Source organism: Costertonia aggregata (assembly GCF_013402795.1).
Classification (GTDB): domain Bacteria; phylum Bacteroidota; class Bacteroidia; order Flavobacteriales; family Flavobacteriaceae; genus Costertonia; species Costertonia aggregata.
Map to the genome: position 1 here is coordinate 3,864,241 of NZ_CP058595.1, position 22,677 is coordinate 3,886,917.

Annotated in this window: 20 protein-coding genes; 10 read left to right on the plus strand and 10 right to left on the minus strand. The window is 39.9% G+C overall.

The window, feature by feature from the left end; genetic code table 11:
- Window positions 1-162 precede the first annotated feature (162 nt).
- The 3 genes from HYG79_RS17780 to HYG79_RS17790 all read right to left on the minus strand — a co-directional run bounded on the left by HYG79_RS17780 (window position 163) and on the right by HYG79_RS17790 (window position 4,710).
- On the minus strand, window positions 163-1,422 hold the full coding sequence (locus HYG79_RS17780) for an aminotransferase class I/II-fold pyridoxal phosphate-dependent enzyme (RefSeq protein ID WP_179243407.1): 1,260 nt from the start codon (window positions 1,420-1,422) through the stop codon (window positions 163-165).
- A gap of 119 nt (window positions 1,423-1,541) precedes the next feature.
- On the minus strand, window positions 1,542-2,582 hold the full coding sequence (locus HYG79_RS17785; protein ID WP_179243408.1) for a PLP-dependent cysteine synthase family protein: 1,041 nt from the start codon (window positions 2,580-2,582) through the stop codon (window positions 1,542-1,544).
- A 70-nt stretch (window positions 2,583-2,652) separates the two neighbouring features.
- Window positions 2,653-4,710: a S9 family peptidase gene (locus tag HYG79_RS17790; RefSeq protein WP_394367007.1), complete on the minus strand. Its 2,058-nt coding sequence runs from the start codon at window positions 4,708-4,710 to the stop codon at window positions 2,653-2,655.
- A gap of 140 nt (window positions 4,711-4,850) precedes the next feature.
- On the opposite strand from HYG79_RS17790, the gene HYG79_RS17795 reads away from it, so the two are divergent.
- Both HYG79_RS17795 and HYG79_RS17800 read left to right on the plus strand, forming a co-directional pair.
- A complete protein-coding gene (locus HYG79_RS17795; RefSeq protein ID WP_179243410.1) occupies window positions 4,851-5,177 on the plus strand; it encodes a YbaB/EbfC family nucleoid-associated protein in 327 nt (108 codons plus the stop codon).
- Window positions 5,178-5,237: 60 nt separating this feature from the next.
- Window positions 5,238-5,552 carry a YegP family protein gene (locus tag HYG79_RS17800; protein WP_179243411.1) on the plus strand — a complete coding sequence of 105 codons (315 nt, stop codon included), beginning with the start codon at window positions 5,238-5,240 and terminating at the stop codon, window positions 5,550-5,552.
- Here the strand turns inward: HYG79_RS17800 and HYG79_RS17805 are convergent.
- Together HYG79_RS17805 and HYG79_RS17810 are read right to left on the minus strand one after the other, a co-directional pair.
- On the minus strand, window positions 5,541-6,569 hold the full coding sequence (locus HYG79_RS17805) for a threonine aldolase family protein (RefSeq protein WP_179243412.1): 1,029 nt from the start codon (window positions 6,567-6,569) through the stop codon (window positions 5,541-5,543). The two genes, HYG79_RS17800 and HYG79_RS17805, sit on opposite strands and share 12 nt — an antisense overlap.
- Window positions 6,570-6,652: 83 nt before the next feature.
- Window positions 6,653-9,058 (minus strand): zinc-dependent metalloprotease, encoded by a 2,406-nt coding sequence (locus tag HYG79_RS17810; protein ID WP_179243413.1) that lies wholly within the window; start codon window positions 9,056-9,058, stop codon window positions 6,653-6,655.
- Between the two features lie 99 nt (window positions 9,059-9,157).
- Between HYG79_RS17810 and prfB the strand changes: the two genes are divergently transcribed.
- The 4 genes from prfB to HYG79_RS17830 all read left to right on the plus strand — a co-directional run bounded on the left by prfB (window position 9,158) and on the right by HYG79_RS17830 (window position 13,710).
- Window positions 9,158-10,256 (plus strand): peptide chain release factor 2 gene (gene prfB / locus HYG79_RS17815; protein WP_179243414.1). Its coding sequence is split into 2 segments (ribosomal slippage): window positions 9,158-9,220 and window positions 9,222-10,256, totalling 1,098 coding nucleotides; the frame shifts between segments, so codons are not numbered across the junction.
- 36 nt (window positions 10,257-10,292) lie between these two features.
- Complete coding sequence (arsC, locus tag HYG79_RS17820) at window positions 10,293-10,634, plus strand: arsenate reductase (glutaredoxin) (RefSeq protein WP_179243415.1); 342 nt, start codon at window positions 10,293-10,295, stop codon at window positions 10,632-10,634.
- A 93-nt stretch (window positions 10,635-10,727) separates the two neighbouring features.
- Window positions 10,728-11,234, plus strand: coding sequence for a hypothetical protein (locus HYG79_RS17825; protein ID WP_179243416.1), 507 nt, complete (start codon window positions 10,728-10,730; stop codon window positions 11,232-11,234).
- A gap of 1 nt (window position 11,235) precedes the next feature.
- Window positions 11,236-13,710 carry a TonB-dependent receptor domain-containing protein gene (locus tag HYG79_RS17830; RefSeq protein ID WP_179243417.1) on the plus strand — a complete coding sequence of 825 codons (2,475 nt, stop codon included), beginning with the start codon at window positions 11,236-11,238 and terminating at the stop codon, window positions 13,708-13,710.
- Between the two features lie 43 nt (window positions 13,711-13,753).
- On the opposite strand, the gene HYG79_RS17835 is transcribed toward HYG79_RS17830, so the two are convergent.
- Window positions 13,754-13,930, minus strand: a complete 177-nt coding sequence (locus tag HYG79_RS17835) for a hypothetical protein (protein ID WP_179243418.1) — start codon at window positions 13,928-13,930, stop codon at window positions 13,754-13,756.
- Between the two features lie 149 nt (window positions 13,931-14,079).
- Between HYG79_RS17835 and fumC the strand changes: the two genes are divergently transcribed.
- Complete coding sequence (gene fumC / locus HYG79_RS17840) at window positions 14,080-15,477, plus strand: class II fumarate hydratase (protein ID WP_179243419.1); 1,398 nt, start codon at window positions 14,080-14,082, stop codon at window positions 15,475-15,477.
- 100 nt (window positions 15,478-15,577) lie between these two features.
- Here the strand turns inward: fumC and HYG79_RS17845 are convergent, their stop codons facing one another.
- On the minus strand, window positions 15,578-16,465 hold the full coding sequence (locus HYG79_RS17845; protein WP_179243420.1) for a hypothetical protein: 888 nt from the start codon (window positions 16,463-16,465) through the stop codon (window positions 15,578-15,580).
- 163 nt (window positions 16,466-16,628) lie between these two features.
- On the opposite strand from HYG79_RS17845, the gene HYG79_RS17850 reads away from it, so the two are divergent.
- Together HYG79_RS17850 and HYG79_RS17855 are read left to right on the plus strand one after the other, a co-directional pair.
- Entirely contained in the window at window positions 16,629-17,108 is a 480-nt protein-coding gene (locus HYG79_RS17850) for a GNAT family N-acetyltransferase (protein WP_179243421.1), read from the plus strand.
- Window positions 17,105-17,899: an MBL fold metallo-hydrolase gene (locus HYG79_RS17855; RefSeq protein ID WP_179243422.1), complete on the plus strand. Its 795-nt coding sequence runs from the start codon at window positions 17,105-17,107 to the stop codon at window positions 17,897-17,899. The genes HYG79_RS17850 and HYG79_RS17855 overlap by 4 nt, the downstream gene beginning before the upstream one ends.
- Window positions 17,900-17,955: 56 nt before the next feature.
- Here the strand turns inward: HYG79_RS17855 and ettA are convergent, their stop codons facing one another.
- The 3 genes from ettA to HYG79_RS17870 all read right to left on the minus strand — a co-directional run bounded on the left by ettA (window position 17,956) and on the right by HYG79_RS17870 (window position 20,973).
- Window positions 17,956-19,647 (minus strand): energy-dependent translational throttle protein EttA, encoded by a 1,692-nt coding sequence (gene ettA / locus HYG79_RS17860; RefSeq protein ID WP_179243423.1) that lies wholly within the window; start codon window positions 19,645-19,647, stop codon window positions 17,956-17,958.
- Between the two features lie 72 nt (window positions 19,648-19,719).
- The gene (locus tag HYG79_RS17865) at window positions 19,720-19,902 is read right to left on the minus strand and encodes a CAL67264 family membrane protein (protein ID WP_152573739.1); all 183 of its coding nucleotides are present in this window, start codon (window positions 19,900-19,902) and stop codon (window positions 19,720-19,722) included.
- 87 nt (window positions 19,903-19,989) lie between these two features.
- On the minus strand, window positions 19,990-20,973 hold the full coding sequence (locus HYG79_RS17870) for a Gfo/Idh/MocA family protein (RefSeq protein ID WP_179243424.1): 984 nt from the start codon (window positions 20,971-20,973) through the stop codon (window positions 19,990-19,992).
- 71 nt (window positions 20,974-21,044) lie between these two features.
- On the opposite strand from HYG79_RS17870, the gene HYG79_RS17875 reads away from it, so the two are divergent.
- Window positions 21,045-22,673, plus strand: a complete 1,629-nt coding sequence (locus HYG79_RS17875; RefSeq protein WP_179243425.1) for an acyl-CoA carboxylase subunit beta — start codon at window positions 21,045-21,047, stop codon at window positions 22,671-22,673.
- Window positions 22,674-22,677 lie beyond the last annotated feature (4 nt).

The following is a 22,677-nucleotide window of genomic DNA, read 5'->3' on the forward strand; positions in this document are numbered from 1 at the left end:
ATCGTGGGATTTATCATCGCTCTGCCGAAATTACAACACCATCATCTTAAAGAATTCATAGTAACTACAATCAAATTGCAGGATATTGACCCTTTTATGCAAAACAAAAAAAGTCCCAGAGGCTTGAACTGGAACTTTTTCATTCATATCAAAACTTATCGTTTACTCACCCATTGCGGCTGCAACGGCTGCGGAAAGTCTTTTATAAGTGCCATTTTGCAATCGTTCGCGTATAGCGGAAAAAGCGTCCAAGGTTTCCGAAATATCTTGCATAGTATGCGTTGCCGTTGGAATCATCCGTAAAAGAATCAATCCTTTAGGGATTACGGGATATACCACAATTGAGCAAAATATTCCATAATTCTCACGCAAATCCTTTACCAAGGCCATGGCCTCGGGAATACTCCCGTTTAAATACACCGGTGTTACGCAACTAGAGGTATTGCCAATATCAAAACCTTTGTCTTTGAGTCCGTTTTGTAACGCATTTACATTTTCCCAAAGTTTTTCCTTGAGTTGCGGCATGGTACGCAACATATCCAATCGCTTTAAAGCCCCTTTTACATATACCATGGGAAGCGATTTGGCAAACATCTGAGAGCGTAGATTATATTTTAAGTATTCTATGATTTCTTTATCTGCCGCTAAAAAAGCTCCGATACTGGCCATAGATTTTGCAAACGTCGCAAAGTATACATCAATATCATCTTGAATACCTTGCTCCTCGCCTGCTCCCGCACCGGATTTACCCAATGTTCCAAAACCATGGGCATCATCTACCAGTAAACGGAAATTATATTTTTGCTTTAAAGCAACGATTTCTTTAAGTTTTCCCTGCTCTCCCCGCATACCAAAAACACCTTCGGAAATGACCAAGATACCACCACCGGTCTGTTCGGCCATTTTTGCCGCTCGTTCCAAATTTACTTCCAAACTTTGTATATCGTTATGCTTGAACGTAAAACGTTTTCCCATATGCAATCGCACGCCATCTATAATGCAGGCATGGCAATCTACATCATATACTATGATATCATCCTTGGAAACCAAAGCATCAATTGCCGACATTATACCTTGGTACCCAAAATTCAACAAATACGCGGCTTCTTTGTTCACGAAATCCGCACATTCTTGTTCCAGTTGTTCATGAAAATCGGTATGGCCGCTCATCATTCTGGCGCCCATGGGGTATGCCGAACCATATTCCGCAGCCGTATCACCATCTATTTTTTTTACTTCAGGTAAATTGGCAAGCCCCAAATAGTCATTGATGCTCCATGTAATGACTTCTTTTCCCTGAAATTTCATCCGATTGGAAATTGGACCTTCCAATTTTGGGAAAACAAAATATCCTTCAGCCTGTGACGCCCATTTTCCTAAGGGTCCCTTATTCTCTATAATTCTGTCAAATAAGTCTCTCATTATCCTGTTTGGTTTAGCTGCAAAAGTAAAAATTTTTGGGCAGCATTCATAATATAATTATCGCGCAATAAAAAAGCAACGACAAAACCGTCGTTGCTCTATACACTTTAAAATATAAATTACTTTACGTATTGAATGGCTTTTTCTTCCTCAACGCTTTCCACGTCAAAGAACCCTTGATCGGCCATCCAATCATCGCTGTATACCTTGCTCATATATCTGGATCCATGGTCGGGAAATATGACTACAACATTGCTATTTTCATTAAATTCACCTTCGGCACTTAGTTGTTTTACCGCCTGAAAAACAGCTCCACTAGTGTACCCTACGAAAATACCCTCGGTTTTTGAAATTTCCCTAGCTGTATGGGCACTTTCTTGATCGGTGACTTTTTCAAAGATATCGATAACATCAAAATCGGTTGCAGCGGGAATGAGATTTTTACCCAAACCTTCTATGCGGTATGGATATATTTCATTGGCATCGAATTCTCGGGTCTCGTGGTACTTTTTTAACACGGAACCGTATGCATCAACACCGATTATTTTTATATTGGGATTTTGCTCCTTTAAATATTTTGCCGTTCCTGAAATAGTACCACCGGTACCACTACAGGCTACTAAGTGGGTTATACACCCATTGGTCTGGTTCCAAATTTCAGGTCCCGTACTATTGTAGTGGGCCTCCAAATTCAAAGCATTGAAATATTGATTGATATAGATAGAATCTTTCGTTTCTTCATGCAGTCGTTTTGCCACTTGGTAGTAAGAGCGCGGGTCGTCAGCACTAACATGGGCAGGGCAAACATATACTTTGGCCCCCATGGAGCGCAACATATCTATTTTATCTTTGGATGATTTTGAACTAACGGCGAGAATACAATCATATCCTTTTATAATACTCACCATGGCAATACTAAAACCTGTATTGCCCGAAGTAGTTTCGATTATGGTACTCCCTTGTTTTAAAATTCCTTTTCGTTCAGCCTCCTCAATAATATAATGGGCTATCCTGTCCTTTGAGGAATGCCCGGGATTAAAAGCTTCTACTTTAGCGTAAAAATTACCGGAAAGGGACGATGCTATTTTATTGAGCTTAACTAGAGGCGTATTTCCTATTAGTTCAAGGATATTGTCGCAAGCGTTTATTTTTGGTTTCATGTGTTGAATTAACCGTAACCTATATTTAGGGAAACGAGATTCTGATGACAAAATTACCACTTTTTTTTAATTACTCGATTTTGCATTCCAAATCCAATAGAAATGTATATTCCTTGGCGACTTCCTTTAAGGATTCAAAGCGACCGGACGCTCCACCATGACCTGCATCCATATTGATGTCAAATAAAAGTAGATTCGTATCGGTTTTCATATCCCTAAGCTTGGCCACCCATTTGGCAGGTTCAAAATATTGTACCTGGGAATCATGCAAACCTGTTGTGACCAACATATTGGGATAGGCTTGTTTTTTTACGTTATCATAGGGGGAATATGATTTCATGTACTCGTAATATTGCTTTTCATTGGGGTTTCCCCATTCGTCATATTCTCCCGTGGTCAGGGGGATAGAATCGTCCAACATTGTGGTGACAACATCAACAAATGGTACTTGGGCAACAACGCCATTGTATAATTCGGGTGCCATGTTCACAATCGCACCCATGAGCAGACCGCCCGCTGAACCACCCATGGCATATAAATGATCAGCACTAGTGTATTTTTTTTCAATCAAATATTTTGAGCAATCCACAAAATCGGTAAACGTGTTCTTTTTGTTCAACAACTTACCATCTTCATACCAAGGCCTGCCTAAATATTGCCCTCCCCTTACATGTGCCAAGGCATATACAAAACCTCGGTCCAAAAGGCTTAAACGTACTGTGGAAAAATACGGGTCAATGGTTGCACCATAAGATCCATATGCATATTGCAGTAGAGGTGTCTCAGGACTTAATAGGGTATTTTTATGATATACTATGGACATGGGCACCTTAACACCATCTCTTGCAATGGCCCAGATTCTCTTTTCCACGTAATTCTCCTTATTGAATTTACCCCCAAGAACTTCTTGCTCTTTTTTAATATCCTTCTCCCGGGTTTTCATGTTAAAATCAATTACAGAACTGGGTGTAGCCATAGAATTGTATCCGTAACGAAGTATTTCGGTATCAAAATCGGGATTGGTGCTCACATAAGCCGTGTAGGTTTCATTATCAAAGGGAAGGTAATAACTATCGGATTCGTCCCAGCGGTTTATCTTTATCCGGTTCAACCCGTTCTCACGTTCGGAAAGCACATAATACTCCTTAAAGATATCGATGTCTTCCAAAAGAACATTTTCTCGGTGCGAAATGAATTCTTCCCAGTGTTCCGCACTTGTTTTGTCTTCCCCGGCTTTCATTAACTTAAAGTTGGTAGCCCCATCTTTATTGGTCAATACATAAAAATTATCGCCATAATGGGAAATACTATACTCCAAGCCCCTAGTTCGGGGGGAGAACATTCGAAACGTACCATTGGGGTCATTGGCGTTCAATATTTGATATTCGGAAGTCAATGTACTGTACGAACCGATTACAATGTACTTTTTGGATTTTGTTTTATAGACGAAGGTTCCGAAAGTATCGTCCTTTTCATGAAATATGAGTTCATCAGAAGATGGCGGAGTGCCCAAAGTGTGCTTGTAAATTTTATCGGAACGCAATGTTACCGGGTCTTTTTTTGTGTAAAACAACGTTTTGTTATCATCTGCCCAAACGGAGCCTCCTGTGGTATTGTCAATTTTATCATCATATATTTTTCCAGTCTTCAAATTCTTGATTTGAATGGTATACTGCCTTCTAGATACCGTATCTACTCCAAAAGCAGCCATGGTATTGTCCGGACTAATGGAAATACCGCCAATACTAAAGTATTCATGGTCTTTGGCCAGTTCATTGCCATTGAACATTATTTCCTCATCGGCATCAAGGGTTTCTTTTTTTCTGGAATATATTGGGTATTCCTTTCCTGTTTCATACCTGGTTATATACCAGTACCCATCATTTTTATAGGGCACGCTATAATCGTCTTCTTTGATCCTAGCTTTCATTTCTTCAAAAAGGGTTTCCTGAAAATCTTTGGTGTGGCCCGTTAATTGGGCATAATATGAATTCTCCTCTTCCAAATAATCTATAACAGCTTTATTTTCCCTATCATTTAGCCAGTAGTAGTTATCAGTTCTTACATCACCATGCTTTTCAAGTTTTTGAGGATTTTTTTTTGCTACCGGAGATTTAATTTTGGTCATGCTGTTTTTTTGATTTTGACACGAAATGGCAAAAGTAATACTTAACAACAAAACGGCTTGCTTTTGAACGAATGGATTCATACTCTCTTGATTATTCACGCAATTTAGTAATTTTGACAAATCAATTTTAAAAATATATTATGTTCGGAGATATCATGGGAATGATGGGTAAACTAAAAGAGACCCAAGAAAAAGTTAAAATCACGAAAGAGAGGTTAAACCATGTGGTTTTAGAGGAAACCTCATCGGACGGTCTATTAAAAATTGAGATTACCGCAAATAGGCTCGTAAAATCGATAACGATTGACGATTCGTTGCTTTCTGATAAGGAACAATTGGAAGACTATCTTATTTTGACCGTAAACAAAGCTATTGAAAAAGCTACCCAAGTGAACGAAGCCGAGCTTTCTGCCGTGGCAAAAGAGGGCATGCCCAATATTCCGGGGATGGACGGGCTTTTTAAATAGCTGGTCTTACTGCTACGCCTTGCAGTTTTATTTATGGGTAGTTTTTAATATCTTGATGTTATGTTCAAAATCAATAAAAAGAAAGACGGGCTGTTCGAGTTTACATTAACATCTGCAAGCGGGCAAACCTTATTGAAAAGCCTACCATTTTCTACCGAAGCCGAATTGAAACATACCATGCATGAACTTGCCATTAATAAGCAAGCTATGAATAGTATGGAAAGAAAGACCGATCATCTGGGAAAATTCCATTTTTCCGTTAAAAACTCAAAGGGTAGTATTATTGGGAAAAGTAACCTTTACAGCTCAGAAGCGGGTATGGAAAATGGTATCAAAAATTTTAAAAAACGACTTGAAACAATTTCAAAATTGTAATTCTTGCAGTATTGACAAGAACTTATCATGCATTTTTTCCGTATAATCCAAATGCGTTACTATTCTCAGCTTTCCCTGTCCCATGCCGATAATATGGATATGGTTTTCCTTTAGTTTATGAACAAAACCCTCTACTGATATCTGCTTTTCATCAATTTCAAAAATGATGATATTGGTTTCTACGGGCTCAACCTTTTTTACAAAAGGCAATCCCTTTAAAACAGTACCTATCTCATTCGCTTTTTTATGGTCATCGGCCAATCTATCCAAATGATTATCCAAGGCATAAGTGCCGGCGGCCGCTAAAAATCCCGCTTGGCGCATTCCGCCTCCAAATACCTTCCTAATGCGCAAAGCCTTATTGATATATACCTGACTTCCCACCAATACGGAGCCTACTGGGCAACCCAAGCCTTTGCTAAAACAAACACTAACGGTATCAAAAAGAGCACCGTACTGTTGTGGTGTTTCGTTTTTCGCAATCAAGGCATTCCATAAACGGGCGCCGTCCAAATGGTAGGCAAGGTCATTTGCCTCGCAAACCGATTGTATGCGTTTGAGCTCTTCAAAGTCCCAGCAGCCGCCCCCACCCTTGTTGGTAGTGTTTTCTACACAAACCAATGTGGTCAACGGACTATGGTAAAAATCGGGCGGGTTGATGCTAGCTTCTACTTGTTCGGCCGTCATCATGCCTCTATGACCGTCTACCAACTTACACGAAACCCCACTGTTAAAACTAACACCACCACCTTCATAATTATACACATGGGCGTATTTGTCACATATTAATTGATCTCCGGGGTTGGTATGTAGTTTAATCGCCGTTTGGTTGGTCATGGTACCGCTTGGAAAAAACAAAGCGGCCTCCTTACCAAAAAGGTTAGCTACTTTTTCCTCAAAAGTATTTACGGTAGGATCTTCTTTGAACACATCGTCCCCAACTTTGGCAGACATCATGGCATCAAGCATTCCTGGTGTCGGTCGGGTTACGGTATCGCTGATAAGGTTAATTTCCATAAATTTCAGGAACTTATTGATTGTAAAACTTAAGATAAATTAAAAAGCCATTCGGGTTTTGAGCTTGTGCTTTTAGTAGCATTTCAATGAAAACAGTCCATACCAATAGGAGAGCCATCCGGTATTTTTGGTACTGGAATGACTTTAAAGTGTTCCGGATGATTATAAAACTCCTTTATTCTTCTGTCCATTTCTGCCCGTATGGCATTATTTGGGGAATTTGTAGCCAAACCGATAGCTATTTCCTTAATTTTCTGATGCGCAATCGCATTCACTTGCGGATGCACCTTATCGTGGGCCGCTAAGTTCATCAAATGAAAAAGCACCCTAAAATTGATATTGTGCTGTACCTCACCCGTGTAAATATCCTTGTCTTTTTTGTAGATGGTATTTGATATTACCCTTCCCAAAACATCATCCAATCCAAGATTAGAAGGGTCAACTGCTTTTTGCTGTATCAATCTTGAGGCTCGCTCCGGATGCAAGAGCAACCCTAAGGTCATATCGGCAGCGGTTTCGGGAGCGGATAGCGCGTCAAAAGAAACCCCTGTTTTACCTTTTAAGGACTCTCTGGTTCTGTTATAACCTATGGCCCTTGGGGGGAACAATTCCAATTTTTCTTTCGGTATGGCAATTTTGGAGGCATCCAAGGTCATTAAAATGGTTTCAAGGGCTTCTTGCTGAGCCTTTTTATTGACGATTTCTACCGTTTTTTGTCCATCACCCTTTACTGAGTAATTGTAATCCAAACCGCCGATAACCTTAGCTGTTGCTTCGGTCTGATATCTATGGAAAAAATACAAAGGAGCAAATACGTCCTCTAAGACAGAGTTGGGTTCGTTTTTACGAATATTGTCAATTGAAAAATTGGCGATGGCCACCTCCCTTATTTTTAAAACATCCTCCAATTCTGCCGCAGCGGTTTTCCCATTGTCCCACAAATGTGCCAAGGCATGCGCGCCACCCTGCGGACGGGCATCTTGGTCAGAAATATATCGCAATCCGTCTGTTTTCGCTTTGTTCAATATTTTGTTCAAAGCATCTTTTTCGTTAGTGTTCTTTGGAAAATCAGAATATGAATAGGCAACGGTAACCTTGTCCCATTCCCCGATACCCGTATCATATGCATTTGAAAAATCGATTTGCCCATTTTTTAAACTAAACTGCGGATGGGGATAATCCATAACCGAGGCCCTACCATTAGTACTTGCCGCAAAATTATGGGCAAATCCCAAAGTATGGCCTATTTCATGTGCGGAAAGTTGACGAATACGTGCCAAAGCCAATTCCAACATAGCATTATGATTATCATCCCGCTCGGCAAAAGGTTTGTTCATTAAGGCTTGGGCAATCAAAAAATCCTGTCGAATACGAAGGCTACCCAAACTAACGTGCCCTTTCATGATTTCGCCCGTTCTAGGATCTGTGATGCTACTGCCATAGCTCCACCCCCTAGTGGAACGGTGCACCCATTGTATTACGTTATAGCGAACATCCAAAGGATCGGCATTATCGGGCAGCATTTTTAATTGAAAGGCATTTTTATAGCCGATTGCCTCAAAAGCTTGGTTCCACCATTTGCCACCGTTCAACAATGCAGAGCGAACAGGTTCCGGTGTACCGTTATCCAAATAGTAAATTATGGGCTCAACCGCCTCACTAAAGGTCGCGGTCGGATCCTTTTTCGCTAATCGGTGTCTCGTAACAAATCTTTTTAATATCGGCTCCTGTACCGGGGTAGAATAATCATAATAGGATAATGGGTACGAACCACACCTGGCATCAAAAGGCCTTTTTACATAGTCGTCATCTGGCAACTGAATGAAAGAATGATGCTGTGCCACGGTCACCAATGCGGCATTAGGGGCTACCGAACGTATATATTCTCCCATGGGCTCTCCCTTAAACGTGAGTGTCACGTCTATCTCTATATTTTGCGGAAAGGCTTTTGTACGTTCCAAAGCTATATAGCTTCTATCCCTGTTCAAAGAATAATTACCTTGTTTTCTCTGTTTCAACTTCTTGGCTACACCATGGGTATCCTGCATCAAAAAGTCGGTAATATCAATAATATAGTTGCCGTTTTTCTCTTGTTCAATCTTAAATCCAAATAAAATCGACTTTGCAAAGGCTTGCTCTACGGATTTCCTTTCCAAAGCATTATCGGTAAGTGCCCTGAATTTTAGATTGGGTTGTACCAACATCAGCTTATTGCCCGCTTTTTTGAAAAAAACCACTTGTTCATTACCCAACTGCCCCCTATCCAAACCAATATCGTTACTTCCTATCCCACTACTTAGAGAATATACATACAAAAACTCCTTGTTCAATTCATCTACTTCCAAATATATCTTATCGTTGTTTTCATCATAATAAAAATCGAAAAGACCTTGATACTTTTTGAAATTTTTACTTTTCTCCGAAAATTGGGCCGAAACCGTTGAGCAGACAGTAAGAAATATAAAAAGAAAAAATAAAGCTCGTATCATTTTGTTGGTTTTAACGTAATTAGGAACGGGACTAAATTTAGATAAATTTGATTGTACAACCATACATAAACTCTATTTTTGCCAAAAGTAAAATTGAACATGATTACCACAGATCATTATAAAGGTCTTCAAGATCGCCTAGGTGCGTTAAGGAGGTATCTTTGACATAGATGGCAAATTAATAGAGATTGAGAACGAACAGGAAAAAACCCTGGCTCCAGATTTTTGGGATAACCCTCAAGAAGCGCAGGCGCACATGAAGTTCATCCAATCCAAAAAACAATGGGTTGATGATTATAATACAGCCAAAACCTTGGTCAACGACCTTGAGGTACTTTTGGAATTTCAACAAGAAGGCGAAGTTTCCGAAGCCGAGGTCGAAGCACAATATACCAAGGCAATTGCAGTTATCGAAAAAATGGAGTTCAAGAACATGCTTTCAGAAGAAGGTGATGAACTCACAGCTGTATTGCAGATTACCGCTGGTGCGGGAGGCACCGAAAGCTGTGATTGGGCCGCTATGCTTATGCGCATGTACATGATGTGGGCCGAGAAAAACGGCTATAAGGTAAAGGAACTCAATTACCAAGAAGGCGATGTTGCAGGTATAAAAACCGTCACCCTGGAAATAGATGGGGAATATGGTTTTGGTTGGTTAAAAGGAGAAAATGGCGTGCACCGTTTGGTTCGTATTTCTCCATTTGACAGTAATGCCAAACGCCATACTTCTTTTGCATCGGTTTATGTATATCCCCTGGTAGATGATAGTATTGAAATTGACATAAACCCCGCAGATATCGAGATAACCACTGCAAGGTCTAGTGGTGCTGGTGGACAAAACGTCAACAAGGTAGAAACCAAAGTTCAGCTGGTGCATAAACCTAGCGGTATACAGATTTCTTGTTCAGATTCCAGAAGCCAGCATGACAATAGGGCTACCGCTCTTAAAATGCTTAAATCACAATTGTACGAAATAGAGCTTAGAAAAAAAATGGAAGCACGGCAGGAGATAGAGTCCTCAAAAATGAAAATAGAATGGGGTTCCCAAATCCGAAATTATGTAATGCATCCCTATAAATTGGTAAAGGATGTACGTACTGCCGAGGAGACTGGAAATGTCGATGCCGTTATGGACGGTAACATAGACCAGTTTTTAAAGGCTTATCTGATGATGATGGGGCAAAAAGAAGAGGAATAGCTGGTTGGCGAACGTAAATTTGAAAAATAGTCATAAATGATTAAAATATATCATAATCCCAGATGCAGGAAATCACGCGAAGGACTCCAATTATTAGAGAAATCTGGCAAGGAGTTTGAAGTAATCAAATATTTGGAAGAAATCCCAACCAAAGAAGAACTAAGAGAGGTTCTTGATTGTTTGGGTATAACACCGGAAAACCTGGTACGTAAAAATGAAACGATTTGGAAAGAAAACTATCGCGGTAAACTACTGTCCAATGAGCAAATTTTAGACGCCATGATAGCTCACCCAAAATTGATAGAGCGACCCATCGTCGTTAATGGTAATAAAGCGGTTATAGGTAGGCCAGCTGAGAACATATCCAGAGTTTTGTAGCTTCTGTTTATCTAAACAGAATATAAATTAAACGTTTTAACAAACCCTTAACCAAGGGGGATTAAACCAAAGTATAATTTTACAATCAAAGTCATGAGAAATTTAGGAAAAATAAGTTCTAGGCATTTCATCTTGTTTTTTATTCTGATTCTTTTCGGAGCAGAATTACAGGCCCAATTTGGAAGAGGGGGAGGCTTTGGCAGAGGAGGTTTCGGTAACGGCAGACAACGAAACCCAATACCCCAGGCGCAGGACAACCCTAAACCACCGGAGCCTAAAACCGCCGAACAAATCGTTGACGAAGAAATGCCATCCATTATCGAAGCGTTAAGTTTAAACGCTTTTGAAGCGGCCGTAATGAGTTCAACGTTAAAAAAGTACGTGCAAGAACGTATCGAATTACAAATCCTGGAACTACCTGCCGATAAGATGCGGGAAGCTTATGAAAAAATCACAAAACGGCAAGACGAAGAATTAAAAGTAGGGCTTCCACCGGAAAAGTATGAAGCATTTGTTGAGCTCCAAAAAAATGGTGTCAACAAGACCCTAAAAAATAAAAAGAGAGAAAAAAAGAAAAAAAAGAAAAAATCTAAAACTTAGCATGCATAAATTCCTTCCCTCGCTATTCATCCTTTTACTCACATTTTCATACGGTCAACGCCCACAAGGCAAAAGACCAAACCCGATAAAAATAACAGGGACAGTTTTAGACAAAGATACCGATCAACCTCTTGAATATGCTACTTTGGTTCTCCAAAGTATACGAAACCCGGATAAAATCACGGGAGGAATAACTGACATAAACGGAAAATTCAATGTAGAGGCTTTTCCAGGAAAATATAACGTTAGAGTCGAATATATTTCTTACAAGACTTATGTTTTGGAATCACAAACATTTCAAAGCTCTACAGATTTAGGAATCATCAAACTTGGTTTGGATGTAGCCCAGCTAGAGGCAGTCGAAGTTGTGGGCGAGAAGACTTCAGTCGAGGTAAGGCTTGATAAAAAAATATATAACGTCGGTAAAGATTTAACCAATAGTGGTGCTACCATAAGTGATGCCTTGGACAACATACCTTCGGTAACCGTTGATGTAGATGGTGCCATCGCACTTCGAGGTAATGGCAACGTTAGAATACTGATCAACGGTAGACCGTCTGCTCTGGCAGGTTTTGGTTCAACCGATGCCTTGCAACAACTTCCTGCTGATGCCATCGAAAAGGTAGAAGTGATTACCAGCCCATCGGCACGCTATGATGCAGAAGGTACAGCTGGTATTTTGAATATAGTCCTTAAAAAGGAAAAAACACGGGGATTTAATGGCACCATAAATACCAATATCGGTTATCCCGAAAGGGCCGGCATAACAGCTAACCTTAATTTGAGGACCAATAAGTTCAACCTGTTCAATACCATAGGATACTCTTACAGGAGACCTCCGGGGAATGGTTTTTTTGACAATACTTATTTTGACGGCGCTTTTGATAGAATCATTGAAGATAGAGATATAATTAGGTCAAATAGCGGCTTTAACGCCAACTTGGGGATAGAGTACTTTTTAACGGAAAGCTCTTCGCTCACCGCAAGTATATTTGGTAGAATAAACGATGGTGAGGATATCACCGAGAACAATACCACCCGTTTTGTTTCAAACAGTATAGACAGCCGAACCTTGAGGCGTGAAATTGAAATAGAGGATGAAAAATCGTATCAATTGTCCATAAACTACAATAACGACTTTAATGATGAAGGCCATAAGCTTACCGCCGACTTTCAGTATTCCTATGATGAAGAAGTAAAACCAACAACAATCATTGAAAACAATACGTTTCCCAACGAGCAAGCCATCGCTAGTGAGAATATCAATGAAATCGAAAAGCAAAATGAGGTCTTGATACAGGCAGATTATGTTCTACCTATGGGCGATGCTCAATTTGAAGCAGGCTACAGGGGCAATTTTGAAGAGAACGATAATGACTTTAGCCTCGAAGAATTAAATTTGGAAACCAACATTTTTGTACCCAATCTTGGGCTGACCAATCGTTTTATATTCAACCAAAATGTAAATGCAGTTTATGCACAGTATGGAAACAAATATGGGAAATTTTCATTTTTAACAGGCCTAAGGCTAGAAAACACCCAGCTTAAGGGGGAAGTCATTGGAGTAGACGTAACCACATTACAGGAAATATTAGGACCCGAAATTGATTTGGATTTTGACAAAAACTATCTTGGTCTTTTTCCCACTGTAAACCTAACCTATGAACTTGCTGAAAACGAAAATATAACCTTGGGTTACAATCGGCGAATCAACAGGCCCAGAGGTTGGTTCATCAATCCTTTTCCCTCTCGTTCCAGCAGAACCAATGTTTTTCAAGGAAATCCCGATTTAGACCCAGCTTTTGCAAATGCATTTGATTTGGGGTATTTAAAACGATGGAAAAAATTGACCCTCACATCATCGGTTTATTATCAAAAAGAAACCAATTCGTTTGAAAGAATACAAGAAGAAACCGGTGAAATCACCACCGATGGTATCGTTATCATCCGATCAATCCCCATCAACCTTTCCACAAACGAACGTGTAGGCGCCGAACTGGGACTGCTATACAATCCGACCAAATGGTGGCGAATAAACGGTAGTTTCAACTTTTTTCAATTTAATTCGGACGGGGTGTTCAACGGCATTGATTTCGGTGCAAAAAACACAAGTTGGTTTTCTCGTTTTAGCTCAAAAGTAACATTGCCCGCAAAAATTGATTGGCAAACCAACGCATTTTATCGTGGCCCCACGCAAAACGCACAAACTGAAAATGAAGGCATTTTCTCAATCAATATTGCCTTGAGCAAAGATATTTTAAAGGATAAGGGTACCATTGCCTTTAATGTAAGTGATTTACTGAATTCCAGAAAGCGAATGTCGTTTACCCAGACACCTTTTTTTACTTCCGATAGTGAATTTCAATGGAGAGAACGTCAATTTACGCTTTCTTTCGTTTACAGGATAAATCAGAAAAAACAGAATAGCAACAACCGGAAGCGGGATGAAAACAGCAATGACGATGAGGAATATTAATACATAAGAAATCAACAAAAAAGCAGCCAATCGGCTGCTTTTTTTATTGTCCGTTGCGTTTAGCCCTTCTGGCTTCTCGCTTTTCTTTAAAAAACTCGATAAGGTTACCCGTTAACCAGTAAGGAATAACAAAGGTCAATAAAAAAATCATTAGCCAAAAACCGATGGTCAATATGGTCAAAAACGCTAAAAATCCTAAATATTGGTCAAATTCAAACATTATCTACACATTTATGATACAAAGATACTTGGAAATGGTCTAAATCTGCAAACCAAAATGAAAAAAATCTTCCATTTTAATTTTAAAAGCCATGGTATCATTATATAAAAGCTATATTTTACCTTTGTCTTATCCGAAAAAATAACGATATGAGTTTTAGAATAGAAAAAGATACTATGGGCGAGGTAAAGGTACCCGCCGATAAATATTGGGGTGCCCAAACTGAGCGTTCCCGAAATAATTTTAAAATAGGCGCACCGGCTTCTATGCCGTTGGACATTGTGTATGGCTTTGCTTATCTTAAAAAAGCCGCTGCGCATACCAATTGTGAATTGGGTGTGCTCTCCCAAGAAAAAAGGGATTTGATTTCTCAAGTATGCGACGAAATACTGGAAAACAAGCATGATGACCAGTTCCCCTTGGTTATTTGGCAAACTGGTTCCGGAACTCAGAGTAATATGAACGTTAACGAAGTAATCGCCAATAGAGCACATGAAATTGCTGGAAAAAAAATAGGGGAAGGTGACAAAACCATTCAGCCCAATGATGATGTAAACAAATCCCAGTCCTCCAATGATACTTTTCCAACGGGAATGCATATTGCAGCCTATAAAAAAATAGTGGAAGTTACCATTCCCGGAGTCACCGCCTTGAGAAATACATTACATAAAAAATCGATAACATTTCACGACGTGGTCAAAATAGGGCGTACCCACTTAATGGATGCTACCCCATTGACGCTAGGGCAGGAATTTTCAGGCTACGTTTCCCAATTGGACCATGGTTTGAAAGCCTTGAATGCAACGTTAGACCATCTAAGCGAACTCGCACTTGGTGGTACGGCAGTCGGTACTGGATTGAACACACCACATGGCTATGATGTTCTAGTGGCCAAATATATAGCCGATTTTACCAAATTGCCTTTCAAGACCGCTGATAACAAGTTTGAAGCGTTAGCAGCGCATGACGCCATTGTAGAAACCCACGGTGCACTCAAGCAGTTGGCGGTATCGCTAAACAAGATAGCCAATGACATTCGTATGATGGCTTCGGGACCTCGTTCAGGTATAGGCGAAATACTAATACCAGCCAATGAGCCGGGCAGTTCAATTATGCCAGGTAAAGTGAATCCTACACAGTGCGAAGCATTGACCATGGTTTGTGCACAGGTTATGGGCAATGATGTGGCCATTGGTGTCGGTGGCACCCAAGGGCATTACGAACTTAATGTATTTAAACCCATGATGGCGGCTAACCTTTTACAGTCGGCGCAGCTCATTGGTGATGCCTGTGTGAGTTTTGATGTTAATTGTGCCCAAGGCATTGAGCCCAACCATAAAATCATTAAGCAATTGTTGAACAATTCATTAATGCTGGTAACCGCACTTAATACAAAAATAGGCTACTACAAAGCTGCTGAAATAGCCAATACGGCCCATGAAAACGGTACGACCCTAAAAGAAGAAGCCATTAACCTTGGGTATGTAACGGCCGAAGAATATGATGAATGGGTAAAGCCCGAAAAAATGGTTGGTTCGTTAAAGTAAACATCAAATAACAATTTATTGAACAGAAATTAAAAAAGGGACTGTCAATGAAGATAGTCCCTTTTCTCTATAAATGGATAGTGTTTAAATACCCCGCTTTTTACTTCAGTTCAAATTTATTCGTGGCCAATAATTTTAACTGGCTATCATAAACATTTACCATATGCGTTCCCTTTTGGAATTCGCTTGCCGGTTTGGAAATGTAATCACAAATATCCAAGTTCTTGTTTTCGTAATAGAAATTAGTCCCTTTGCTATATGTGATAGAAGCACCAGAATCATTGGATTTAGCAAATGACTCGCCAAGAACGTTGCCCTGTGGGTCTAAGACCTCAATGTAAAACTCTCTGTCACCTGCTTGGGCAATCACGTTGTCGGCAACTGTAAAACATACCTTTAACTTATCCGTCTTGTTAGCTCTTGATGTAGAAACCAATTTGCCATTGTTACGCTCTTTGACGGCGTCAATGGACATTTTGGACAAGTTTAAGGCAGAACCTTTTTCTACAACATCGGCCAATTGCGTATTTTGCACTACCAAAGAATCATTAAAAACAGTTTGCTTTTCCAATTCAACAAAAGTACTGTCTCTTTGCATCGCCAAGAAAGAGTTGGACTGTGTTAAAGAATCCACTTGCTTTAATAAACGCTCTCTTTGTCTCTTTAAATCGGATACCTGCCTTCTGTATCTTGATAATGAAGCAATGTCCGCTTTCATGTTTTTGACAGAATCAATATACTTTGCAATATTGTCCCTGGCACTAACCAATTCTTCATTGGTCGCATTGCTCTCTAAAATAGCTTTGTCATATTCGGATTTTAGGCTGTTCAGATCAGAAACCACATAATCCTTTTCTTTCATTAAATCTGCGGTCACCTTTTGCTTATCTTGGTATAAGCTAACGGTGTAAATGACCACGCCTAGTAATATAACGCCTAAAAGACCAGCTATCACTTTTAAACCATTGTTACTTTTTGTTTCACTCATAATAATAAATTTAAAATTCTAACTTATTAACTTAATTGTTTGTTTGTATCAGTCATATATACGAGGTAATTTTATTTTTAGACGTTGCGGTATATTTTTGCTGGATTATCCGTACCGATAAATCGATATATTTACTCCACTCCCCTTAAGCATTCAAATACCCATGGCCATTGAAATAATACCCTTTCATGAAAAATATGCACAGCGGTTCAAGGAACTGAATACATCATGGTTGAAAAAATATTTTTATGTGGAAGAAAAAGATACCGTTCTTCTGGATAATTCAAAAGCAGTCATTATTGATACGGGCGGATATATATTTTTTGCTAAATACAATACAGCGATTGTGGGCTGCTTTTCTTTTATAAAAATTGATGATACCCATTACGAACTAGGTAAAATGGCCGTAGATAGCAATTTTCAGGGCTTGGGAATAGGCCAAGAGCTTTTACGATTCGCATTGGATTTTTCCAAAAAACAAGGTTGGCACAAAATCACGCTATATTCAAGCACTAAATTACCCCATGCGCTTTATCTTTATAAGAAATATGGTTTTGTGGAAATTGATTTGGAAAAGGATTTACCCTACGCCCGTAGCGATATTAAAATGGAACTTTTATTACATAAAACTAAATCAAAATGAAAAATACAATTTATGTTGGCCTTATAGCCGGACTACTATTTTTTAACTGTAAGGAAAACCAAAAAAAGAACGAAACGATAAAAGTTGTCGCCAATACCCAAACCACGACAAAAGAAAAACCTGAATTGAAGATAATCCCTATTGAACATGCGACCACTGTTTTGGAATGGGGCGATATTGTTGTTTATGTAGACCCAGTTGGTGGTGCAAAAGCCTTTGAAAACCAAAAACAACCCGACCTAATTCTCATTACCGATATACACGGTGACCATTTAAGCGTAGAAACGCTAGAGGCATTGAACACCAAAAAAGCCAAAATTATTGTTCCGCAGGCAGTAGCCGACAAGATTCCCAGTGAGTTTACACCCCAGTTAGATGTGCTGAACAATGGGGAAAACAAAGAGCGTTATGGCATAACAATTGAAGCCATTCCCATGTACAATCTGCGCAAAGAAGCCCTAAAATTTCACGAGAAGGGGCGTGGTAATGGATATGTATTGAATATGAATGGGCAACGCATCTATTTTTCGGGAGATACCGAAGATATTCCCGAAATGAGGGCATTGAAAAATATTGATAAGGCTTTTGTGTGCATGAACCTGCCCTACACCATGACCGAAGAAAGTGCGGCATCCGCTGTTTTGGAATTTCAACCCGAACAAGTATATCCGTATCACTACAGGGGAAGACCGGATGTAAGTGATGTGGCCAAATTCAAAAATTTGGTGAACGGCGCAAATCCCGATATTGAGGTAATTCAGCTAGATTGGTATCCAAACGATACGTTTTAAAATATTGTCAAATCTAGTAAAACCAAAAATGCCATAATGGTCGCAAACCCTAAAAATCAACGTATCAACTTTTTGTACTTTATACGTTTAGGAATCAAGTCACCCCCTAAACGCTTCTTTTTGTTTTCCTCATAATCAGAGAACGAACCTTCAAAGAAGTATACTTGTGAGTCGCCCTCAAAGGAAAGGATATGGGTACAGATACGATCCAAGAACCAACGGTCGTGAGAAATAACAACGGCACAACCCGCAAAGTTTTCAAGACCTTCTTCCAGTGCACGTAAAGTATTTACATCCAAATCATTAGTAGGCTCGTCCAACAGCAATACGTTGCCTTCTTCTTTTAAGGTCATTGCCAAATGTAAGCGGTTGCGCTCACCGCCTGAGAGCATATTTACCTTTTTGTTCTGTTCACTGCCCGAAAAATTAAATCTGCTTAGATAGGCTCTCGAGTTTACTTGGCGACCTCCCATCATGACCAACTCCTGTTCGTCACTAAAATTTTGCCAAATGGTTTTTTCTGGGTCGATATTGGAGTGGCTTTGGTCTACATAAGCGATTTTGGCCGTATCGCCCACCTCAAATTCCCCGCTATCGGGAGTTTCCTCTCCCATAATCATTCTAAAAATAGTGGTTTTTCCAGCTCCGTTAGGTCCTATGACACCTACAATACCAGCTTGTGGCAGCGTAAAGTTCAAATCCTCGTACAATAGTTTATCGCCATAGGCCTTGCTAACGCCCTTTGCTTTAATAACATTGGTACCAAGTCGCGGACCATTAGGGATATAAATCTCCAGCTTCTCGTCCAGTTGTTTTTGGTCTTGGCTCATAAGCTTGTCATAGTTCTTCAAACGAGCTTTTTGTTTGGTTTGCCTACCTTTTGCTCCCTGACGTACCCAATCCAACTCACGTTCCAGGGTTTTTTGTCTTTTTGAGGCTTGCTTGCTTTCCTGTGCCAATCGTTTTGCTTTTTGATCTAACCAACTGGAATAGTTTCCTTTCCAAGGAATGCCTTCTCCCCTATCCAGTTCTAAAATCCAACCTGCGACGTTATCCAAAAAATACCTATCGTGCGTAACTGCGATGACCGTTCCTTTATAGCTTGCCAAATGATGCTCCAACCAATGTACCGATTCTGCATCCAAATGGTTGGTAGGCTCGTCTAGCAATAATATTTCCGGTTCCTGTAACAATAATCGGCACAAGGCCACGCGCCTTCTTTCCCCTCCGGAAAGTACGCTTATTTTTTTATCGGAATCCGGTGTACGCAAGGCATCCATGGCAATTTCTAGCTTGGTATCCAGTTCCCAAGCATTGGATGCATCAATTTTGTCCTGAAGTTCGGCTTGCTTGTCCATTAACTTCTGCATCTTGTCCGCATCCTCATATACCTCGGGTAGCCCAAACATATCGTTGATCTTGTTATACTCGTCCAATATGGCCACGGTATCGGCCACGCCTTCTTTAACAATTTCCAAAACGGTCTTATCTTCATCCAACTGAGGTTCCTGCTCCAAATACCCAACATTATACCCTGGGGAAAAGACAACATCGCCCTGATAATTTTTATCCTCACCCGATATTATCTTCAATAAAGTGGATTTACCTGAACCGTTGAGACCCAAAATGCCTATTTTGGCACCATAGAAAAAACTCAAATAAATATTTTTAAGTACAGGGGTATTGGCTGTTTTATAAGTTTTTGTAACCCCCGACATAGAAAAAATGACTTTCTTATCGTCGCTCATTTGTTATTCTTAGTTTACGAATTGAAAAGTTAATATAATTATAGTGTAGATTGATAATATATTGTTTTTTGGTCACACTCTACCTTTAAGGGCATTGAAGACCCATGCAATGGCAAAAAAACCGATACCTACCGAGGCAAAACCCCATCCGGCAACATCATCATACCTAAAGGCTCCCAGAGCTATAAGCGCACATCCCACAAAAATCATGATAAAGGTAGCCCAAGCGAGCACTGTGTTTTTATTCATTCCCATAGTATTTTTGGTTTAATTGGTCGGTAACTTCAAATATCGGAAATTTAGGAGAATTGTATTGTTGTATAGTGCAAAAGTTTACATGGGTTACTTTTCAAAAGGAAATTTTACTCCCGTTAAACCCCGTACCTTATCCAATAAATCTATCAAATCAATGCTATTTTGGTGGCTCCATATCTTACTTTCCAACATATTATTTCGTAGACAACTATGCACTTCCTGTATTTCATGGTAGTAGCCCTTGCCCATGGTGGGTTTATCTATAACTTTAATCGAATCATTCATCTCTATGGAAAAACCCTGTGCCTCATGCCATCTTGGGTGAATATGAATAGTACCATTTGTTGCTGAAATCTCGGCCTTCATTTCGGACTTTGAATTTAGTCCACTATACAATACGGCGTGGGCACTTTCATATTCAAATATCATAGCTGTCTGTATTTCTACCCCCGTGGCATAAAATTTGGAGGATGCCTGAACATGTCTTGGTTTTCCCAATAGAAGATACGCTAAAAATATAGGATAAATACCAATGTCCAAAAGTGTACCGCCTGCCAAGTCGGGATTTAGTATTCTTCCCTTCTCGTCCCTGTCCAATGCGTAAAAGGCAAAATCTGCATGTATATATTTAATCTCGCCGATAGTCCCAGTATTAACCATTTGTTTGACACTTTGTATGGTCGGGTTAAATCTGCTCCAAAGTGCTTCCATTAAAAACACCTTATTCTTTTTGGCAGAAACTATCATTTTTTTAACCTCATTACCATTCGTCCCCATTGGTTTCTCGCAAAGTACATGCTTACCGTGGTCCATAGCCTGGATTGACAGTTCTGCATGGTGGGTATGTGGTGTTGCTATGTAAACTGCATCAACATCTTTGCATTCAAAAAGCTCTTGATAGCTACCAAAACCGTACTTGGACCCATACTGTTTTGAAAAACTTTTGGCCTTATCTATACTTCTGGATGCTACGGCGGTAAGTTCGGCATCTTCAACAATCAACAAATCTTGTACAAAGTTGTGGGCAATATTTCCAAGCCCCAGTATTCCCCAACGTATTTTTGAGTTCATTTATCCAAAATATTTTATCAAAGTTAATAAATATTACTCCTTATCTTTACGGGTAAAAGAAAGCACAAATAATGGATATTAACTTCAACAAAAACGAAGACCACAATAAACTTTTACTTTCCGAACTTAAAAAAAGGTTGGCCCAAGTTAGTCTGGGCGGCGGAAATTCCAGAATAGAAAAACAACACGCCCAAGGTAAAATGACCGCAAGGGAACGCATCAATTATTTACTGGACGATAAAAAGGATAGTATAGAAATAGGGGCTTTGGTAGGCGAAGGAATGTATGAGGAACATGGTGGATGCCCGTCAGGTGGAGTTGTTATCAAAATAGGTTACATACAAGGTAAACAATGCATCGTTGTTGCCAATGATGCAACGGTCAAAGCTGGCGCATGGTTTCCGATAACCGGTAAAAAAAACCTAAGGGCACAGGAAATAGCTATTGAAAACAAATTACCGATAATTTATCTAGTTGATAGTGCCGGGGTTTATCTACCGATGCAAGACGAAATTTTCCCCGATAAGGAACATTTTGGCCGTATCTTTAGAAACAATGCAGTTATGAGCAGTATGGGAATCACCCAAATAGCTGCTGTAATGGGAAGTTGTGTCGCAGGTGGGGCCTACCTGCCTATCATGAGTGACGAAGCTTTGATCGTTGATAAGACCGGGAGTATATTTTTGGCAGGTAGCTACTTGGTCAAAGCGGCAATCGGAGAAGATATTGACAATGAAACCTTGGGCGGTGCCTCAACGCATAGTGAAATAAGTGGAGTGACCGATTATAAAGCCAAAGATGATGCCGATGCATTGGACACTATCAAGAACATCATTGGTAAAATAGGTGATTTTGACAAGGCCGGTTATAACCGAACAGCGCCAAAAAAACCTAGGGAAAAAACCGAGGAAATCTTTGGTATACTCCCCAAGTCACGTTCCGACCAGTACGATATGGTAGAAATCATAAAAAGATTGGTAGATGATTCTGAATTTGAGCAGTATAAAGAAGGCTATGGAAAAACCATTTTAACCGGTTATGCACGTATTGATGGTTGGGCCGTAGGCATAATTGCCAATCATAGGAAAGTGGTCAAGACCAAGAAAGGCGAGATGCAATTTGGCGGTGTAATTTATTCCGATTCTGCCGATAAAGCCACCCGGTTCATAGCCAATTGTAATCAAAAGAAAATTCCCTTGGTCTTTTTACAAGATGTTACCGGGTTCATGGTAGGGAGTAAGAGTGAGCATGGCGGCATTATCAAAGATGGTGCAAAAATGGTCAATGCCGTCAGCAATTCGGTAGTTCCAAAATTTACCATAGTAATCGGGAACAGCTATGGTGCGGGAAATTATGCCATGTGCGGCAAGGCCTACGACCCTAGGCTCATCGTGGTTTGGCCGAGTGCTGAACTTGCTGTAATGAGCGGTAATTCAGCGGCCAAAGTTTTATTGCAGATTGAAAAAGCCTCTTTAAAAAAGAAGGGGGAAGAAATCACTGCCGAAAAAGAAAAACAACTCTTCGATAAGATAAAAAACCGATACGACAATCAGGTTTCACCTTACTATGCGGCCGCCCGCTTATGGACCGATGCCATTATTGATCCAAGAGATACCCGCAAATGGATATCAATGGGAATAGAAGCCGCAAACCATGCACCTATTGAAAAACCCTTTAACATGGGGGTTTTACAGGTATAAACAA

What these genes read in the sequence shown, in the direction of transcription:
- HYG79_RS17780 (WP_179243407.1), bottom strand. Translation starts at nt 1,422, where the DNA reads ATGAGAGACTTATTTGACAGAATTATAGAGAATAAGGGACCCTTAGGA.
- HYG79_RS17785 (WP_179243408.1), bottom strand. Translation starts at nt 2,582, where the DNA reads ATGAAACCAAAAATAAACGCTTGCGACAATATCCTTGAACTAATAGGA.
- HYG79_RS17790 (WP_394367007.1), bottom strand. Translation starts at nt 4,710, where the DNA reads ATGACCAAAATTAAATCTCCGGTAGCAAAAAAAAATCCTCAAAAACTT.
- HYG79_RS17795 (WP_179243410.1), top strand. Translation starts at nt 4,851, where the DNA reads ATGTTCGGAGATATCATGGGAATGATGGGTAAACTAAAAGAGACCCAA.
- HYG79_RS17800 (WP_179243411.1), top strand. Translation starts at nt 5,238, where the DNA reads ATGTTCAAAATCAATAAAAAGAAAGACGGGCTGTTCGAGTTTACATTA.
- HYG79_RS17805 (WP_179243412.1), bottom strand. Translation starts at nt 6,569, where the DNA reads ATGGAAATTAACCTTATCAGCGATACCGTAACCCGACCGACACCAGGA.
- HYG79_RS17810 (WP_179243413.1), bottom strand. Translation starts at nt 9,058, where the DNA reads ATGATACGAGCTTTATTTTTTCTTTTTATATTTCTTACTGTCTGCTCA.
- arsC (WP_179243415.1), top strand. Translation starts at nt 10,293, where the DNA reads ATGATTAAAATATATCATAATCCCAGATGCAGGAAATCACGCGAAGGA.
- HYG79_RS17825 (WP_179243416.1), top strand. Translation starts at nt 10,728, where the DNA reads ATGAGAAATTTAGGAAAAATAAGTTCTAGGCATTTCATCTTGTTTTTT.
- HYG79_RS17830 (WP_179243417.1), top strand. Translation starts at nt 11,236, where the DNA reads ATGCATAAATTCCTTCCCTCGCTATTCATCCTTTTACTCACATTTTCA.
- HYG79_RS17835 (WP_179243418.1), bottom strand. Translation starts at nt 13,930, where the DNA reads ATGTTTGAATTTGACCAATATTTAGGATTTTTAGCGTTTTTGACCATA.
- fumC (WP_179243419.1), top strand. Translation starts at nt 14,080, where the DNA reads ATGAGTTTTAGAATAGAAAAAGATACTATGGGCGAGGTAAAGGTACCC.
- HYG79_RS17845 (WP_179243420.1), bottom strand. Translation starts at nt 16,465, where the DNA reads ATGAGTGAAACAAAAAGTAACAATGGTTTAAAAGTGATAGCTGGTCTT.
- HYG79_RS17850 (WP_179243421.1), top strand. Translation starts at nt 16,629, where the DNA reads ATGGCCATTGAAATAATACCCTTTCATGAAAAATATGCACAGCGGTTC.
- HYG79_RS17855 (WP_179243422.1), top strand. Translation starts at nt 17,105, where the DNA reads ATGAAAAATACAATTTATGTTGGCCTTATAGCCGGACTACTATTTTTT.
- ettA (WP_179243423.1), bottom strand. Translation starts at nt 19,647, where the DNA reads ATGAGCGACGATAAGAAAGTCATTTTTTCTATGTCGGGGGTTACAAAA.
- HYG79_RS17865 (WP_152573739.1), bottom strand. Translation starts at nt 19,902, where the DNA reads ATGGGAATGAATAAAAACACAGTGCTCGCTTGGGCTACCTTTATCATG.
- HYG79_RS17870 (WP_179243424.1), bottom strand. Translation starts at nt 20,973, where the DNA reads ATGAACTCAAAAATACGTTGGGGAATACTGGGGCTTGGAAATATTGCC.
- HYG79_RS17875 (WP_179243425.1), top strand. Translation starts at nt 21,045, where the DNA reads ATGGATATTAACTTCAACAAAAACGAAGACCACAATAAACTTTTACTT.